This window comes from Pseudomonas fragariae (ex Marin et al. 2024) (assembly GCF_059621105.1).
The window spans coordinates 2,788,885-2,806,511 of record NZ_CM184369.1 but is presented as its reverse complement, the minus strand read 5'-3'; the positions used below and the strand labels follow the sequence as shown (position 1 = coordinate 2,806,511).

15 protein-coding genes and 2 pseudogenes are annotated in these 17,627 nt (G+C 57.4%); 6 read left to right on the top strand and 11 right to left on the bottom strand.

Annotated elements, in window-relative coordinates; translation table 11 throughout:
• Nucleotides 1-185 precede the first annotated feature (185 nt).
• Nucleotides 186-626, top strand: coding sequence for a CBS domain-containing protein (locus AC54XV_RS12500; RefSeq protein WP_003405616.1), 441 nt, complete (start codon nucleotides 186-188; stop codon nucleotides 624-626).
• A 53-nt stretch (nucleotides 627-679) separates the two neighbouring features.
• Here the strand turns inward: AC54XV_RS12500 and AC54XV_RS12495 are convergent, their stop codons facing one another.
• Nucleotides 680-1,225: a DUF4174 domain-containing protein gene (locus AC54XV_RS12495; RefSeq protein WP_011267621.1), complete on the bottom strand. Its 546-nt coding sequence runs from the start codon at nucleotides 1,223-1,225 to the stop codon at nucleotides 680-682.
• Between the two features lie 124 nt (nucleotides 1,226-1,349).
• On the bottom strand, nucleotides 1,350-2,552 hold the full coding sequence (locus AC54XV_RS12490; protein WP_058398495.1) for an aspartate aminotransferase family protein: 1,203 nt from the start codon (nucleotides 2,550-2,552) through the stop codon (nucleotides 1,350-1,352).
• 103 nt (nucleotides 2,553-2,655) lie between these two features.
• Here AC54XV_RS12490 and AC54XV_RS12485 point away from each other — a divergent pair, with 103 nt between their 5' ends.
• On the top strand, nucleotides 2,656-3,561 hold the full coding sequence (locus tag AC54XV_RS12485) for a LysR family transcriptional regulator (protein WP_003405623.1): 906 nt from the start codon (nucleotides 2,656-2,658) through the stop codon (nucleotides 3,559-3,561).
• A gap of 81 nt (nucleotides 3,562-3,642) precedes the next feature.
• Here the strand turns inward: AC54XV_RS12485 and AC54XV_RS12480 are convergent.
• Both AC54XV_RS12480 and AC54XV_RS12475 read right to left on the bottom strand, forming a co-directional pair.
• Nucleotides 3,643-4,242, bottom strand: a pseudogene (locus tag AC54XV_RS12480) (methyl-accepting chemotaxis protein); the annotation flags it as partial.
• 255 nt (nucleotides 4,243-4,497) lie between these two features.
• Nucleotides 4,498-5,544: pseudogene (locus AC54XV_RS12475) on the bottom strand (methyl-accepting chemotaxis protein); the annotation flags it as partial.
• A 220-nt stretch (nucleotides 5,545-5,764) separates the two neighbouring features.
• Here AC54XV_RS12475 and AC54XV_RS12470 point away from each other — a divergent pair.
• The gene (locus AC54XV_RS12470; RefSeq protein WP_011267618.1) at nucleotides 5,765-6,271 is read left to right on the top strand and encodes a GAF domain-containing protein; all 507 of its coding nucleotides are present in this window, start codon (nucleotides 5,765-5,767) and stop codon (nucleotides 6,269-6,271) included.
• A gap of 64 nt (nucleotides 6,272-6,335) precedes the next feature.
• Here AC54XV_RS12470 and AC54XV_RS12465 read toward each other — a convergent pair whose 3' ends face one another.
• The 3 genes from AC54XV_RS12465 to AC54XV_RS12455 form a co-directional block, all read right to left on the bottom strand.
• Nucleotides 6,336-6,548, bottom strand: a complete 213-nt coding sequence (locus tag AC54XV_RS12465; RefSeq protein WP_003405632.1) for a hypothetical protein — start codon at nucleotides 6,546-6,548, stop codon at nucleotides 6,336-6,338.
• 92 nt (nucleotides 6,549-6,640) lie between these two features.
• Complete coding sequence (locus tag AC54XV_RS12460) at nucleotides 6,641-7,480, bottom strand: TauD/TfdA dioxygenase family protein (protein WP_024659616.1); 840 nt, start codon at nucleotides 7,478-7,480, stop codon at nucleotides 6,641-6,643.
• Between the two features lie 82 nt (nucleotides 7,481-7,562).
• Nucleotides 7,563-8,789 carry a YegJ family protein gene (locus tag AC54XV_RS12455; protein WP_011267616.1) on the bottom strand — a complete coding sequence of 409 codons (1,227 nt, stop codon included), beginning with the start codon at nucleotides 8,787-8,789 and terminating at the stop codon, nucleotides 7,563-7,565.
• 139 nt (nucleotides 8,790-8,928) lie between these two features.
• Between AC54XV_RS12455 and AC54XV_RS12450 the strand changes: the two genes are divergently transcribed.
• From AC54XV_RS12450 to AC54XV_RS12440, 3 genes are all read left to right on the top strand, one after another.
• Nucleotides 8,929-9,432: a GNAT family N-acetyltransferase gene (locus AC54XV_RS12450; protein WP_024651495.1), complete on the top strand. Its 504-nt coding sequence runs from the start codon at nucleotides 8,929-8,931 to the stop codon at nucleotides 9,430-9,432.
• A 289-nt stretch (nucleotides 9,433-9,721) separates the two neighbouring features.
• On the top strand, nucleotides 9,722-10,303 hold the full coding sequence (locus AC54XV_RS12445) for an ATP phosphoribosyltransferase regulatory subunit (RefSeq protein WP_011267614.1): 582 nt from the start codon (nucleotides 9,722-9,724) through the stop codon (nucleotides 10,301-10,303).
• A gap of 78 nt (nucleotides 10,304-10,381) precedes the next feature.
• Nucleotides 10,382-10,840: a metallophosphoesterase family protein gene (locus AC54XV_RS12440; RefSeq protein ID WP_024659618.1), complete on the top strand. Its 459-nt coding sequence runs from the start codon at nucleotides 10,382-10,384 to the stop codon at nucleotides 10,838-10,840.
• A 469-nt stretch (nucleotides 10,841-11,309) separates the two neighbouring features.
• Here AC54XV_RS12440 and tssM read toward each other — a convergent pair whose 3' ends face one another.
• The 4 genes from tssM to tssJ are packed head-to-tail and all read right to left on the bottom strand — an operon-like array spanning nucleotide 11,310 to nucleotide 17,533.
• A complete protein-coding gene (tssM, locus tag AC54XV_RS12435; protein WP_058398493.1) occupies nucleotides 11,310-14,813 on the bottom strand; it encodes a type VI secretion system membrane subunit TssM in 3,504 nt (1,167 codons plus the stop codon).
• Nucleotides 14,814-14,826: 13 nt separating this feature from the next.
• Nucleotides 14,827-15,714, bottom strand: coding sequence for a type IVB secretion system protein IcmH/DotU (icmH, locus tag AC54XV_RS12430; RefSeq protein WP_024643119.1), 888 nt, complete (start codon nucleotides 15,712-15,714; stop codon nucleotides 14,827-14,829).
• Nucleotides 15,696-17,027 (bottom strand): type VI secretion system baseplate subunit TssK, encoded by a 1,332-nt coding sequence (gene tssK, locus AC54XV_RS12425; RefSeq protein ID WP_058398492.1) that lies wholly within the window; start codon nucleotides 17,025-17,027, stop codon nucleotides 15,696-15,698. The genes icmH and tssK overlap by 19 nt, the downstream gene beginning before the upstream one ends.
• Nucleotides 17,024-17,533, bottom strand: coding sequence for a type VI secretion system lipoprotein TssJ (tssJ, locus tag AC54XV_RS12420; protein WP_024638850.1), 510 nt, complete (start codon nucleotides 17,531-17,533; stop codon nucleotides 17,024-17,026). Before tssJ ends, tssK begins: the two co-directional genes overlap by 4 nt.
• Between the last annotated feature and the right edge of the window lie 94 nt (nucleotides 17,534-17,627).

The following is a 17,627-nucleotide window of genomic DNA, read 5'->3' as shown; positions in this document are numbered from 1 at the left end:
ACTTGGCTATGAGGCTAAAGGCGCGTCTGGAGGCGAATTAGCGGCACATTGAGGGGCATGGACAATTGATTCCTCCTATTCCCGTGATCCTTATTTACTGCTTGCTCGATTCTGCGCGCTGGATGATTCTGTAGTGGTTCTGGCAATGCACTACAGCCACCCAGGTCCCGATCACGGAGAGCCCCATGAAAACCGTCGCCCAGCTACTGAAATTGAAAGACCTGCAGAACCAGCAAGTGCATACCATCGGACCGGATCAGATGGTGCTCGACGCACTCAAGTTAATGGCTGAAAAGAACATCGGTGCGCTGCCGGTGGTCGAGGGCAACGTGGTGGTCGGCGTCATCAGCGAGCGCGACTATGCGCGCAAGGTAGTGCTCAAGGGACGCTCGTCGGTGGGGACACCGGTGAGGGACATCATGAGCAGCAAAGTGATCACTGTCGACTCGCAACGCAGCGTCGAAGCGTGCATGGGGATCATGACCGACAGCCATCTGCGCCACCTGCCGGTCGTGGAAGGCGGCCAGTTGCTGGGCCTGCTGTCCATCGGTGACCTGGTGAAGGAAGCCATTGCAGAACAGGCGAACCTCATTCAACAACTCGAGCAGTACATTCGCGGCGAATGACCTGAGCAACACATCATGCGCAGCGCGCGATTGCCGCGCGCCACGCCGTTCATTCAGTCGTCCAGCGTCTTGCCAGGCGCCGCGCCCTTGACCGGCTTGCCGGGTTTTTCGGCAGGCGCGGGTTTGGCTGGCGGCTCGGGAGCCGGTGCGGCAGCTTCCTGCTCGCGCATCGGCATCTGATCGATAGTGGCGAAGATTTCCTTGGGCTCTATCGATTCCGACTTTCCGACAGTCTTATCGATCTTTTTCTCGCCGTCCTTGCCCACCAGAATGACCTTGGTCCCCACACCCGCCCCCAGCTTCAGCTCACGGATCAATGCCATGGTCGACTGCGGGTCCATGCTTTTGCCGTCGCGCTCGCCCATGGTGTTGACCACCGTGAACAGCACCATATTGCGCTGCGCAAAAGCCTCACGGTTGGCAGGCTCGTCCAGTGACTTCTTGAGCTTGATCAGCACCGGATCGATGCTGCTGGGGGCGATGATGATCAAGGGACGCGACTTGCCGCGCTCCTGTGCCAGAGGGCCATCGCTGTCAGCAGCCAGCGCTGTACCGGCAGCGACAAGCAGGGTGGCGAGGGTCAGGGACCGGATTAACATGGTGGGCTCCTTTCAAATCCATTGGGTAGCCATCGCGTACAGACCGACACGATGCTGATCTGTTCTACCGCATATGGGTCATCCCGGTACAGCCCGATGTAGTCCTTTTCCTTAATCCGTTGCGTCAGGCAGAGCGTGCAAACGACCGATCACAGGCGCTGTCGAGGCTCGCCGTCAGGCCTTGGACAATCTGCCCCACTTCAGCGGCGTCCAGCACCAAGGGCGGTAACAGGCGGATGATTTTGCCCCGGGTGACATTGATCAACAGGCCATGTTGCTCGGCTGCGATGCGCGTCAGTTCGGGTATCGCCTGGCGCAACTCGATCCCTATCATCAAACCCTGGCCACGAACTTCCAGCACGTTCGGGTGGGCACCCAGCGCAGTGCGCAGCCCTTCCAGCAACTGCCGGCCTTGCAGTGCGGCGTTTTCCACCAGCGCCTGCCGTTCGATGATGTCGATCACCGTGCAGCCGACCCGACAGGCCAGCGGATTACCGCCGAAGGTGCTGCCGTGGCTGCCGGGCGTGAACAGTTGCGCCGCCCTGCCCCGCGCCAGGCAGGCACCTATCGGTATACCATTGCCCAATCCCTTGGCCAGGGTCATGACGTCCGGAACGATGCCCTCATGCTGAAAGGCAAACCACTTGCCTGTCCGGCCCATACCGGTCTGGATTTCGTCGAGCATCAACAGCCAGTCACGCCGCGTGCAACGCTCCCTCAAGGCCTTGAGGTACCCGGCGGGGGCCACCTGCGCGCCGCCCTCGCCCTGAATCGGTTCGACCAGCACGGCGCAGATCCGATGCCCATACGTCGTACAAACCTTGTCGAACGCTGCCAGATCGCCAAATGGCACTTTGATGTAATCGCCCGGCAAGGTACTGAAACCCAGGCGTACGGCCGGCCCGTCACTGGCCGACAATGTGCCCAGGGTGCGGCCGTGGAAGGCGTTTTCCATGACCACGACCAAGGGCCGTTCGATGTACTTGTGCCAGCCATGCAGGCGCGCCAGCTTGAGCGCAGTCTCGTTGGCCTCGGCACCGGAGTTGTTGAAAAACACCGCGTCCAGCCCCGACAAGGCCGTCAGTTTCTGCGCCAGGCGCTTCTGCCAGTCGATGGTGTACAGGTTGGAGGTGTGCAACAGCAGACCCGCCTGATCGCGAATCGCCTCGACCAGCAGTGGATGCGAGTGCCCCACATTGGTCACGGCTACGCCCGCCACGGCGTCCAGGTACTCGCGTCCGCTCTGGTCCCACAGACGTGTGCCCAGACCATGTGTGAAGCTCAGGGCCAGAGGTTGGTAAGTGCTCATCAGGCAGGTGGCGGTCATGAGGTGAAGCTCCTTGGGTATGTTTCGGTTTTTGCAGTATCGTTAACCACCTCAAATGGATAAACAGCGAAATACTTCAATCATTTTAAAGCCAGGATTGATAATGGATTTGTTTCAGGCAATGCGCGTGTACGTGAAAGTGGTCGAGGCAGGCAGCCTGACGGCAGCGGCGCAAGCGTGTTCGATTTCCACCACCATGGTCGGCAATCACTTGCGCGCACTGGAGGAGCGCTTGGGCGTCAGCCTCTTGCAGCGCACCACACGCCGTCAGCGATTGACGGAATTCGGTACCGCGTATTACGAGCGTTGCCTGGAAGTATTGGGGCTGGTGGCCGAGTCCGAGCAACTGGCCGAGCAGGCTCATGGCGATCCCACAGGTACGCTGCGCATCACCGCACCACTGACATTCGGTTCGGAAGTGCTGGCGCCTGCGCTGGTCGAATTCTCGCGGCGTTTTCCCGAAGTCAGGCTCGACCTTGTACTGACCAATCAACGTCTGGACATGATCGACAATGGTTTTGACGTCGCCATTCGCTTGGGCAACATTCCAGAATCGTCGCCACTGATCGCCCGTCCCCTGCAGGATTACACCTTGACCATCTGCGCCGCGCCGGACTATCTCGCCCGCCACGGCACGCCGACCCATCCCGAGGATCTTCGTGAGCATAATTGCCTGGCGTTCGCCTACCCGGCGGGAGACGAATGGCGGACTGCCGGTACACAATGGCGTATGACCGGCGCAGACGGCGACGTGCTGGTGGAGGTCAGCGGTTCGATGGTGGCCAACACTTCCGCCGGTCTTTATCAGGCGGCTCGTGCAGGCATGGGCGTCGTGATGCTTCCGGATGCACTGGTACAGCGCGACCTGCAGGAAGGCCGGCTGTTTGCGTTGTTCCCGGACTACCATTTGCCCCGACGACCGATGAACCTGCTGTATGTGCAGGACCGTTATCGACTGCCCAAGCTGAGAAGTTTTGTGGAGTACGCGACGGGGCTTTGGGGGCGGTAAGGACTTACCGCCGGAGGGTCACCGGGTCGCCCCCTGCGCGCGGCCTTTGCGGTGCGCGCCGGGGTTTACCGGGAATGAACGTCAGACCCGGAATCGACTGACCAGGCTTTGCAGATGCACGCCCAGACGAGCGAGCTCGACGCTCGACGCAGCGGTCTCTTCACTGGCGGAAGCCGTCTGTTCGGAGATGTCTCGCACATTCAGGACACTGCGGTTGATCTCTTCGGCAACGGCGCTCTGCTCTTCGGCGGCAGCGGCGATCTGATGGTTCATCGTCTCGATCGTCGAGATTGCCTGCGTCATGTTATTGATGGAAACACCCGCATTGCGCGTCAGCTCGACACTGTTTGCAGTCAGTGCCTGGCTGTTGTCGAGGATCGTCGCCACCTGCGCCGTGCGGGTATGCAGGCCGCTGATCAAGGCCGCGATCTCTTCGGTCGACGTCTGCGTGCGCTGGGCCAGGCTTCTCACTTCGTCAGCCACCACCGCAAAGCCTCGGCCTGCTTCGCCCGCACGCGCTGCTTCGATTGCAGCGTTGAGGGCCAGCAGATTGGTCTGCTCGGCAACGGCCTTGATGACATCGAGCACGCCACCAATCTTGTTGCTTTCGTTCTTGAGATCGTCCATCGCGGACTTGGAGTGAGTGACCTCAGTCGCAAGCTTCTCGATCTGCGCAACAGCCTTGGACACCACGCCGTCGCCTTCGCGAGCTTCTTTCGAGGCGTTGACCGCAGCGTGTGAAGCCTGCTCTGCGTTGCGTGCGACTTCCTGAACGGTCGCAGACATTTCGTGCATCGCAGTGGCGACCTGATCGGTTTCGTTCTTCTGGCTGTTGACGCCGGCACTGGTCTGCTCGGTGACGGCCGACAACTGTTCGGCGGCACTGGCGATTTGTGTCACGCCATCGCGCAGACCACCAATCAGCTCGCGCAGGTTACCGGTCATGCGCATCATGCTGCCCTGCAGCTGGCCCAGTTCATCCTTGCGGGTAACCACCTGGTTGTGCGTCAGATCACCATCAGCGACACGCTCGGCCAGTTTCAGTGTGTCACGCAGCGGGCCAACGATAAGGTTGGTAATGACCCACGCCGCCAGGGCACTCATGATCAACGCTGCAATCAGCCAGACAGAGAGCAGCATCTTGGCCTGACTCACATCCTCCACTCTCAGGTTGACCTGGTTCTCGGACAGCTTGTCAGCACATTCAAACAGGATGCCGATGTCTTTGGTGATGCCTGCCTGAGCCAGATCAATCCTGGCCTGCGCCGCGGTGAACTGATTCAAGGTGTTCTGGTAGCTGATCATCGAGTCCACAAGGTGCTTGATGATCGCCGACTGGCCATCGAAACCCTGCAGATTTCTGACAAACTCGATAACCGTGTTCATCGATGTTTCCGCTGGAGCACGGTTTTCCGCCTTCAGCGAATAGGTGTAGCCACGCAAGTCGAAGCGCATTTTCTGGAACAGCGTCATCGCCTGCACGATGGCATCGCGCTGCGCGGGAGTCCCGTCATCGGATCGGGCAACGGCGTTGAGCTTTTGCAAATCATCAGCGCCTGCATCGGCGTACTGGCCAAACACCGAACGGGTCGCCTCACGGGCAGCGGTTGCCTGCATGAGGTTGTCGTAGTGAATACGGTAATCCTTCAAGGCGTCTGCGGCAGTATTCACCAACGGTACGTTCAACGGAGAATCGAACACCTTCTGCGCGTACTTCACATGATTTTCGAGACCTTCGAGCGCTTTCAACCAGTTGCTGGCGCGCTCGGCGTCATAGTTGACCGAATAGGCCAATCGGGCAATGCGGACATCTCGCGTGAGTGCGCTCAGCTTGCCGATGTCGGAAATCCGCTCGCTTCGTTCGCTCAGTGAGGTGATGCCTGTCCAGCCTGTCAGCGCGATCAGCACCGTCAGTACGATGACCAAAGCAAACCCGAGCACAAGCTTGGACCTGACAGAAATATTGCGCAGAGTATTTATCACAGGGAGTCGCTCTTTCGTTGGTCATCAGTGGAATACAAGAGGCTTGTCCTTGCCATCTATACAATCCACAAATGTCGGCAGCGAGGCTTCAAACTTTAAAACTGGCGTCAATATTTCGCTTGAAAATAAATCCTCGCAGGCGCGACCAACCCCGATGGCATTTTCATTGCAGTCAGTTAGCATGGGCCGTTACCCACACTTGGGTATTCTGGAGAAGTACATGAGTCTGGAATTGATCGCCTCAAAAAGCAGCTTGTTGACCATCGAGGAGCGCGCTGCGATTGCCGAGATCGAGGCCACGACCAATGTGCTGCGACTTGTCACTCGCCTGACAGGCATGCGCTTCGCTGGTATCGCCAAATTTACCGACGCAGACTGGATCGCCTGTTCTGTCTATGACCCCACTGACCTGGGTATCGACGACGGCGACGTGTTCGAACTCGAGACCACGCTCTGTAACGAGTTTTGTACCAATCCCCAGGCACTGTTCGTGCCGCAGATCAGCACGAACGGCCGGTATGCGAACCTGCCAGTTGTGAAGCGCTACGCCATCGAAAGCTATGCTGGCGTGCCGATCTACCTTCCCGACGGACAGCTGTATGGTGCGTTATGCGCTCTGGACTCAAGAACGACACTGTTCGACGACCCAGATCTGGCGGAAACCCTGACCCTGTTCGCCCGATTGATCGGGTGCATTTTCTTCGCCAACATCAACGAAGGCAGCTGATCCGGGGCTGCGTCCTGAAGCAACGCTGTCGACTCACGGGCTGCTCTGCCAGCGCATGCAGCGGCTAAGACTCGAGCAAGTCGCTGCTGAACTGGCCTTCGTCGAGTTGCAGGCGATGTCGGGACGGTACAGGTGTGACCGGGTGATCGCCGTCCAGCAAGGCTTCTGCAGGCAGATCAATCCCGAAATGAGGAAATGGCTCCTGAGCCAACCAACCGCCAGCGGCCAGAACCAACAATAGAAAAATACCCGCAATGGGTTCTTTGGGTCTGCACATTCTCGTTTCTCCAATCCGGCAAAACGATCCGGCTCACAATGAGCCATTCAGTATAAAAGCCTGGGCGTCAACCGGCTCTCGCAGTCGGCGCATCAGGCGAAGGGCTCTTCGCCCTGCAACTTGGTACGATGCATCATCCGCCCGCACTCGGGGTCATAGGCTTGCGCCCGATGCATGGTGCCGGTGTTGTCCCAGATCACCAGATCACCGACCTGCCACGCATGGCTGTAACTGAACGCCTCGGACGTGGCCCACTCGCGAAGGCCGACCAGAATCCGCGCACTTTGCGCCAGGCTGAGGCCAACGACCTGCTGCGCGGTGCAGCCCAGAATCAGCGACTTGCGACCGGATCGGTGCTTCCAGACCAGCGGCAACTCCTTCTCGCCGATCGCCTGCATGGCCTCAAGCATTGCAAGGCCAGGCTCCGGATTGTAATAGAGTAACGATGCCCATGGGGCATGAATGACGCGCAGACCGTCGTAATGCTGTTGGTCAGCGCTCGATAACCCCTCGTACGCCGCGTAAGTGTTACAGAAACCCGTGTTGCCTCCCCAACTGGCGCGCACCTTGCAGGACAACAACGACGCCAGAATGGGTGAATCGCTGCTCGTACCGTCGATGTGCCAGTAGAGCGAACCTTTGAGAAACTCCGCACCTGCCGGATTCTCTCTCACATCCAGGCTGATCCGGGTGATGTTCTGCCCATCGCCGGGTTCAGGGCAGAACGTACCCAGGGTGCGAGTAAAGGCAATCTGCTCTGCGTCGGAAAAATGAATCTGCGGGAACACCAGCACCCCTCGCTGCTCCAGCAGTTCCCGGATCTCCCCAGCGAATCGACCCGACAGCAGTTCCTGCTTGCCGTTGAAAATACGCGAGCCAATACCTGGCTTTATGGGTTCCTGCGACAGCTGAACGAGCGAAGTGGCTAACATGGTGCGACCCTCCTCATAAGTGAACACAACGGTACACTTATGAAGAAATGGAAGCAATAGCCCTGTTTTGCCGCGGGACGTTTTAAAGGGAATGCAGGTAATTACCCAAGTGATCGTGCAGGAAGAAAGCGAGCAATACTCCGATAAGCATTGCCAGCAAATCCAGCGCTCTGGCCTTGCCCCATATCGGCGTGCGCTCCCGGAGTCGAAAATACCAGGGGCCCGTACAGAGAATCAGACCCTGCCCCAGGAACCAGACAAGGGCAATGAAAAGCCCAGTGCTTAAAAGGCTATCGTTTCTGACAATCAGAGAACCTGTCGACTGACTCAAGGCAGCAAAATAAAGGCCGACCACCCCGATGACCGCCATCACCAGCCCAATGGGCCAGGCTGGAAAGCCACGACGCTGTACGTGCTTTTCAAGGTTCGACCGATCCCCCTCCAAGAGCTCGATGGTTCTCGGCCATCCTGCGATGCGAGCAAGCGTCAGTACGTCATGGCCGTTGCTGTTGGTCGCCGCAGAATCTGCCCCCATGTACAGAAGCGTGGCGACGAAATTGCAATTACCGGCGAGGGTTTCGCGATGGATCATCTGCCAGCCCGAGTCGTCGTAGTCAGTGGCCAGACCCGGGTCATCACGAAGGCCCTCTTCCACGGCACCCTGTGCGTTGAGTCCCATCGGATGCTCAAGCCGCTCCAGCTTGTTCAAGGCACGTTTATCCGATGCACTGTCCAGTGCGCGAGAGAAGCAGACCGGTGACTTGCCCTCTGCTGGCGGAACAAGCATAACGGTCCCCGCCTCACCAAAGTCCAACCCCCACGCCTGGTCATGCTCGACGCGCTCGGCCGCAGACATGCCGGACCGCAGGGCATCGATAGTGAAACCGCCGAATGCGCGACCGCCAAATACATAGACCCAGTCATTCAAGCGGTCCAGGAAAACCGACACAGGGTCCCCGGCATTTATCGAACTCACCCATACAGGCTCATTCATGAGAATGCCCGAGAGGGTCAGGCCGTCGAAATCGACATCCGTGACCCACATGTTCTCAACCGACGGGCTGTCGGGATCGGCTGAGTCAGTCGTGAAGGACACCTTTACCGCAGCCAGGTCCAGCGCTTTCACAATTCGGCGACGCTCCCAGGACATCTCGCGCCAGAAGAATCTGAAGGTGCGCTGCGCACTGGCAACCGCGACACGAAAGTCCTCGCTCTCGCCTTCAACACCGTAAATTTTTTGCTCCGTCATTGGCAGGGTCATTCCTTGTTTGATGAGTGCGAACAGAATGGCGGTGTCGCTGGCCCTCATTCAATTCGGCTGTTTCAAATACATTACTTCTTGAGTCACTGTGGCGCCAATCTCGATATTACCTGCTTGCGGCCAGGATAATCCGCTGCCAAAGTACCTCGAACGAACGCCTGATATGCAATTCAAGGAAAGAATCAACGTGCACGCCCCTGCCCCGCAAATCCTCATCCAGCGCATGGCCGACATTCACCTCGAAGGTGTCACAGCACTCTATAACGAGCCTGCGGTGTGCCGTCAGGTGTTGCAGATGCCTTATCAGTCCATCGAAGTCTGGCGCAAACGCCTGGCTGCCAGTACCGAGCGACACGTGAAACTGGTGGCTCTCCATGGCAACGAGGTGATTGGCAGCATTGGCCTGGAGCAGTATTCGCGCAGTCGGCAAAGCCATGTCGGCGCTATCGGTATGGGCGTCGCATCGGCCTGGCAGAGCAAGGGCGTCGGCTCGAAGTTGCTGGCAACAGCACTGGACATCGCAGACAACTGGATGAACCTGCGCCGAGTGGAATTGACCGTGTATGTCGACAACGAAGCTGCCCAGGGTCTGTATCGAAAATTCGGTTTCGAAACAGAGGGCCGGCTGCGCAACTACGCGGTGCGCGATGGCCTGTTCGTTGATGCCTTCAGCATGGCGCGGCTCAGATAAACCGTGTCCTTCAACACCGCTATTTGAGCGCTGCGTTAAAGCATGCAAGGATCAGCCATGAATCAATTTCCCCGAAGCAACCGACATCACCACCACAGCCCGCTTCAAGGTGCTGCGGTTGCTTGTGCTCATCGATTGGCCAGACACAGATCCACATTCTGACCCATCAGTGAAACCGACCAAGGCGCCCATGGCGCCTTTTTTATTGCCTGAAAAAACTGGAGATCATCACCCATGACCATGCTACGCGGAACCCGCATCGTGACCGGAACAGAAGCCGCAACCCTGCGTGACACAGAAAACCGTTTCCGGAGCTATCTTCATCGAAGCCGGGGCTGAGGAAGCGATAGTGCCGGCCTTATGGGGCCAGGACACCTTTATCGAAAAAGCCGGCGGCAGCGAAATCATCGGCCAGATGTGGGCCTTCGAGGACAAGGCCGGACGCGCCTGTTGCCTGATACCCGAAGCCACGGCGCTGTTTCAGGAGCGCAGTGAAGCGCTGCTTGAGGGGCGACGTGACGCAATGTTTTTCTACGTCGCACGCTGTTATCGCTACGAGCGCCCGCAAGCCGGACGCTACCGCGAATTCACCCAGCTGGGGCTGGAAATCCTCAGCCCTTCACCGCAGCAGGCGTTGCTGCGCAGCCAGGCCATCTGCACCGGTTTTCTGGATTCGCTGGGCCTTGACTATGAACTCAATACCGCCGTGAAACGGGGCCTGAGCTACTACCTGGAAGGCAACGGCTTCGAGGTGCGATGTTCGCGCCTGGGTGCGCAGCAACAAGTGGTCGGCGGCGGCGCCTATCGGGAGGGTGCCGGGTTTGGCATCGGCCTGGAGAGGCTGGTATTGGCGCTTGGGTGCGGCCAATAACCCCCCATCCTGTAACTGGCCGTAGAAGCGCAACGCGTTACACTGCGCTTCTACCCAGCCCCGACCCGAGGCCCCCGTATGAAAGTTGGTGTGATTTCCGACACCCACGGACTGCTCCGTCCTGAAGCCATCGCTGCGCTACAGGGCTGCGCACAGATCATCCATGCCGGTGACATCGGCAGCCAGGACATCGTCGAGCAACTGACCGCCATCGCCCCCCTGCACATCGTGCGCGGCAACAACGACATGGATGCAGACTGGGCAACCCCCATCGCCGATCACCTGCGCTTCGACATCGAGGGCTGGGAGGTCCTGCTGGTCCACGACATCGCCGACGTTCCAGCGCTGTTGGATGACAACGTGAAACTGGTTGTTACCGGCCATTCACACAAACCCCTCATCGACTGGCGCGGCGACACGCTGTATCTGAATCCGGGCAGCGCCGGACGGCGGCGTTTCAAACTGCCGGTGACGCTGGCAATACTTGAAATGAATTCAGATGCGATTGAGCCGAGCCTGGTGCAGTTGGTTGACTGACAACGGGGCTGACGCTGAGTATTTCTTCAGCAAGAAAACGGAGTTTCGAGCAATGATTATCGTCCCCACGCTCCGCGCTCATCGTTATACACAAGCCTTGAAGAGTCCTAAATACAGGGCTGACACCCCGATGATTCTCGTTCCCACGCTCCGCGTGGTAATGCATTTCGTGACGCTCTGCGTCACCTTGCAGCCATGGCGCATTATTCGATTCGGCCCGAGATACAGGCAGCGTCAGAGCCTGAGACTCCTTTGCGCTTGATACTGCGCAAGCCTGAAGATTTGTGACGCAGAGCGTCACCCGATGCATGCCAACGCGGAGCATTGGCACGATAGTCAAGCCTCTGCTCGAGACTCATCCCCGTAACGATAAGCGCTCCAAGTACCGATGCAACACAGGACCTATAGAGATCCTGCGACTTATACAAGGTCATTTCTATTAATCAGCGTTCCAGTCCATTCACTGGCATCACAGCTGCGCAGGCATACGAAAATCGCGCAACGCACTCATATCAAATGGATTGGGTGCCCGCTGGCTCGACAACAGATAGTTGGCGCGCATGCCGCCCACGTCGGCCTTGAGCAGCAGAACATCGCGCCCTTTCAAAGGCTCGGTCTGCATCAGATCCAGAAGGCGAAACAGCGACCAGGGACCGGTGTTCTTTTCAATCCCCAGTGGCCTGCCAACCATGCCTTCCATTACCAGACTCGTACGCCCCTCTTCCGCATCGGCAGGCCATTTGAACAAGGTCGGCACGATGGGACCATGCCGATACTCCAGTGACTGCTCGCCGAGCCGGAACTCTGCGCGGCGAACACTTGGGTCGAGCGTATAGGGTTCAAGGGTAAACTGCACCTGCAGTTCTTGCGCGCGATGGGCAAAGAAACTTTTGCGGATTCGATGCACACCTGCCATCTGATCCAGATACGCACGGCTCATGGGCAGGCTGTAGCCGTCAATGCTGCGCAGTTTGTATCGCCCCGGATCGCCACTGACGAATGGCCTCATGTAGCTATCAAAGAAGCGTTCGGCTATCCCCTGCGAGCCGAAGAACTCACGAAAATCATTAAGCGCCACATCACTGCTGCTGTGTGCATGAAACGGATAGCGCTTGTCGAGCGATTGCTCATAGAAACTGTAAAGCTCGGCCTTGTAGCGCTGGTTAAGGTACCGATGAGACTGATACAGCACAAAGCTCCAGGTATCCTCCGCAAGCGTATTGAGCAACCCGCCCAGAGGCTGCGCCAGACCGGTCGCCGCGTTGCGCAGGTTGCTCAGTGCATCCCGCTGTCCGGACATTCGTCCCTTTGCCATCTCGTAGGCGGCAAGGTCGGGCTGACCGGAGCGTCCCAAGGCAGCCATTTGCATCTGCAATTCATTGATCGCGTTAAGTGCGGCAATCAGTTCGGGAGTGGGACCATTATCGCCATCCAGTAACCGATGCAAGGGATCAAAACGGCGCTGCAATGCTTTCTTTGCCGTCCCGGGCAGACTGGCAGTAACCGCCTGCTGCATTGTCTCGCCGATCGCGGCCACCTGAGTGAGGGCCGAAGGTCTCGATACTGCTTTGTCAGCGTCAGCCTTCATAGCGTCAATACTGTCTGCGAGGACCGGGAAAAGCGTGTTGTCACGTACTTCGATCAGTAATTGCAACAACGGCGAATGGGCTGCCGTCAGTCCGGCCATCTGCACTGCGGCCGCACCAGGCCCCTCGAAGGGTTGCAGCGAAACCCGTCCGATGGCCTCGGCCCAATGATCCGCATAATCCCGGAAATACAGCTTTTCCAGCTCGACCATCAGGGCCCGCAATTGTTGGGCATTGAGCAGCGCGCCCTCACCCAGAACCCAATTGCCATGCATGAGTTCGGTCACCAAACCCGTGCCACGAGTGACGAAATATTGCTCATAACCATGGCGGGTATAGAGCCCGGGAATTCGGTAGTCAGTACCCGCCAGTAAACCTGCCTGAGAGCCGACGTGGTGGGCCAGACTGTAGTCCGGGAGTGTACTTGCCCTTTCGCGCAACACTCGATAAACGACGCTGGCAAAGGACTCGTTGCGCAGAACCTGTCGAGCCTGTGCCACTAGCGCGTCGTTTACAGGGTAGGCAAAGGACTGAGCAAGCAGACGCTCGAAATGCTGAGTCAGCTGGTTCTGAGCCTGCGCATGACCGACATAACGAACTGACCAGTCGGTCGCTACCCACGCCTTCAGCGCAGAGGGTTCCCGGTGCTCGTCCTTGACCAGCATCAGGTAGGCGCGCAGGCTATCCAGCAACTGCTCGCGATCCCCCAGGTTGGCCATTATGCGCGCCTCGATCATGTGGGCCACGCGTGGCAGCAACTGCCTCTGCAGCTCCGCATGATAGGTGCGCATCAGAACATCGTTGGCAGGTTCGCCCTGGTAGAGGCCACTTCGTTCATACAGAAGGACCTCATCGCCATCCGGAAATACTTGGGCTGCCAGATAAAGCGTGTTCAAGCTATCAAGAACCGTCAGCAGATCGTCCTCGGCGCTAAGTGATGATCGTTGTTGCGCCCACTGCTCGCCCAGAACACGCAGTCTTTCCAGCCGGTCATGATTGGCACTGAAACCGGTCGCCCACAGCACACCGAACACAGACAGGAGCAACAACGCCGCGCAACACATACCCCGCTGACGCCACTGAATCTTTCGGCGTGCTGTTTTATCGAGAATCGCGAGATCGGCCTCAGGGAAAATCACATGTCGTAACAAATCATGAATGAACCGCGCTTTTCCGCTGTAGCGGGTCAGTGATCCAGTATCGCTTTGCCCATCGGATGGCTGATCATTCTGCAAAAATTGCGGCGCTCGGGTCAGGTAAAATCCACGCAACTGACTGGCCCGCTGATAGCGATTTCCGGAAAATGCCAATTCTACAAAGACGCTCAGTCGATACGCGATGCCTCCAAGCTGGTTGGGAAACTCAAGCATTTCCCCTCGGCGTCGGCTATCCCGCTCCTGATGAATGCGGGTGATCACCTGACTGCCAAGGCGTTGCAGCAACGTATCGAACGCCTTACCGATAACATCGACATCGCTACCTCGCTCGCCTTGCTGAAACGTAGTGCCGAGGACCTGCTCACTTTCTTCGCGGGAGAGTTGATCGAAAAAGGCGTCGAAGCCTGCGATCAAGTCGCTCTTGGTCAGTACCAGATAAACCGGCACATCGACATGCAACTGATGAAATACGTCGTCCAGGCGAGCACGCACGTCTTCAGCGATTTTCTCCAGGCGCTTGTCGTGCTCATCAAGCAGAGTGTCGACCGGCAATGTGACCAGCACCCCGCTGAGTGGATGCGTGCGGTGGCGGCCTCGTAACAACTCCAATAACGTGGTCCAAGCACTGCCGTCGACCTCAGGCACGGGCTGCTCGAGATAGCGCCCGGATGTGTCCAGCAGGACTGCCTGCTCAGTGAAATACCAGCCACAACTGCTGGTGCTGCGCATATCGTGCGTCAGCTTGCGCCCTCGCCTGTCCAAGGGAAAATCGAGCCCGGAAAAATCCAGCAGACTGGTCTTGCCGCTACCTTGGGGTCCGATCACTGCATACCACGGCAGTTCATTTCGGCCCCGAGCGCTCAATACGCCATACAGGTCCGAATCCTTGAGCACGCGCAAGGCATCCTTGAACCGGCCCACGAGTTCCAGGCGCTCTTTTTCCACCGCAACAGTTTTACGCAGATGCTCCTGGCCTGCCGCGCTTTCCTCCGTCTTCCTTTTCTGCCAGCCGCTGCGCCAGTTGGAAAATACAACCCCGAGCCCCCAAATCAGCAACAACGCACTGATAGTTGCCAGACGCACAACGGGACTCTCCCAGAACCTGTTATCGGCCATCGCCAACAATGGGCCAAATATCCAGATACAGGCGGCCAGCGTCAGTACCAATAACAGCGACCAGAACCAGCTGCTGCCCAATAGCGTCATGAGTTTTTTAAACAAGGTTTTCACTGCATCTCTCATTTCAAGACCGTCGCTCGATGACGACCGGATCAGCTGACTGATAGGACCTGAGTACGGCATCACGCTGCTCGCCGAGTACCCAGGCAAATGCGCAATACAGCGCGGTCAGACTTATGGCGGTGAACAACACAATCAGCCAGGCAGGCATAATGCGCAGCCGGTCGGCTGCGCCGGAGCGTGCGCCCTGCCAGTGAGGCGAAAGCGTTCGCGAAACATCGCCTCTTACGTGTTTTATCTGTAGATAGAGGTTATGCCGGATATCTTCCAGCTCATTGCCATTGCGACGATGGGAGCGGTACTTCCCCTCAAAACCGAGTGCCAGGCACAGGTACATCAACTCAAGCATCGAGAGATGCCTGAAAGCGTTTGCGGAGAGCTTTTCAAGCAGTTGAAAGAATTTTTCGCCGCCGAAGGTTTCCTTGTGAAAGCGGCTTAGCAGACTGATCTTCGACCAGTCACTCTGGCTACCCCAAACCGTGTTCAGCACAGCTTCATCCACTACCGTACACAGCACATAGCGCGCGGCCAGCAGTTCATCGTTCGCTATCGCGTTTCGCCTTGCCCTGGCTTCGAACAGTTTCACCTGATCGGAAAGCTGTACGTTCAGAAGATGGATATCTCCAACGTCATCTGCTGCACCCAGCTTTGCCACCTGAGCCAACAATTCGCTGGCTGCAGCAACCAGTGGATTGACGTGGCTACCGACCTTTCTTTCCGATACTCGACGGGTGCTGTAAAGCAACTGCTCCTGCAGACCTTCGAAAAGATTCGTGTGGTGGTTGTCGGTGAAGTAGCCGCTTCCCGACCCGCTATTATCCCGGTCGAAAGCAGCATGATCTTCGAGGCCGCTTCGCACATCCGCCACCCTGTTCAATTTCTGATCGCCCAGAACTGCAGTTCAAGACCGGGAAATTCACCTGATACATGGAAAGCGAATCCTCCCGACTGATCGATTCCGGTCTGTTCCCGGTCATCGACATCGAGAATGAAATAGCTCTTGGCAGCATGAAAAGGTATTTGCCGAGGCGCCACAGGCAGAGGCCTGATACGTAAACCCGGCAAATGCAGGCTTACCAGCTCGCGAATACGTTCCACCGAGCCGACTTTAAGATGTGAAGGCAGTCGCAGACGCAGTTCTTCGGCATCGCAATCTGCACGGGCAGCAATAATGAACGAGGCATCCCCCAATAGCTCACGATCCACCCGAGGCGAAACCAGAACTCCATACTGCCGGGGCTGCAACTCCAGTTCCTGAGCCTGCTGTTCGAGAACCATCGACAGCATTTGTCGAATCTCGGACATTACGCCTCTGAATGTGCTGCCTTGGTCACCGTGCTGATAAGTCAACTCCAATCGAGAACGTCTGCTTTCATCGCCAAATGTCGATAACTCGCCCAACAGCGACAGCAGTGCACGGTATAGCTCTTCAGGGTGGACGCTTCGAATATTGAGATAATGTTGGAAAACCAAAGCATTGCGGTTGACCAGTTGCAACATCATCAAATCGCTTGCCTCTGCGCCACTGGCCTGACCGCGAACACCTATACGCTCGGCAATCGCGTCCCCACGGTGATTAAGCAAACCTGCCACTTCCCTCAGGCATGACATAAGAAAGCGGGAACCGCTGGCGCTCATAAACGCAGGTGAAAATTCGAGATCCAGCGACAGCGCCTTGTCAGGGCTGCAGATCAGAATGTGGCAGACCTTGAGCATGCTGTAGGTGTGCTCTCCCTGGGGCTCCCCCATTAACAACCGAAACTCCGGACGGGCGCACAGCACTGGCGTGGAACGGTCTTCACCGGCGTTTGAATCGCGGATGCTCGCTGAATAGCTTGTAAACCGTGCGACCACATCCGGCTGTTCATGACTGCGAGACTCAATGCAATTGCCCGCCACGATCGGCAGTGCCAGGTACACCGACACGTTTGAAGTATTGGGAGGAATATCCAGCGCCAAAGGACTCTCATGGCCGCGTATATCGAAGACACTGCCGTCCGGCAGGATGCCCGAGGCCTGGGCAATCACGATCTGCCCCGAACCCAGAAATTGCGGATCAATTTCCAGAGCTGTAAAGCCCCAGTTGTAGGCGCCTGCCAACTGAGTCCGAATCCGCAATTGATCGTCATAGTAACGATCGTGATGCTGAAAGTGCTGCGGGCGAAGCAGCATGCCTTCCTGCCAGATAACCTTGTGCGAATTCATAGTGAATTTCCTGTGCGAGTTGGGCTGTCTGCCCGTTGCAGGCCGGAATCCCCCAATACAAAAACAGCGCTGTTCTGTTGGTTGGGGAGTATTTGAATCACCTGACGCCAGCGAGCCTCGGACAGGTTGCGATAAGCCGCTAGCACAGCGATATAACGACTGCTGTGGTCGAGCTTCAGCTTCAACTCAATACTGTCGCCAGGACGAAGTTCAAACTCTTCGCTGGCCACCAGATCATTTCCCAACGCCTGCCCGGTGCGTTTATAAAGCGAGAGAAAATCCATGCTCTCAAACGTCACGGGACGCCGAAGTTCAAGCAGCTTGAAAACAACCGGAGACGGTCTGCCATTCACATCGGGATTCAGTCGATCATTCGCGCTCAGTCTGATATCCAGACGTGTCTGCGTTGAGTACGGCGACAGTGCAGAGCAACCTGAGATCAAAACCAAAAGTACTATCAGTACCTTTTGGAAGACTCGGGTAACACAAGAGCTCACCGAGATCATTTCTGGAAATCCTGACGCAGGGCAGCAATCGAAAAAGCACGCGACGCCGACATCTCTTTTTCAGGAGTCGAGTCCTGCCGCAACGCATTCAGTG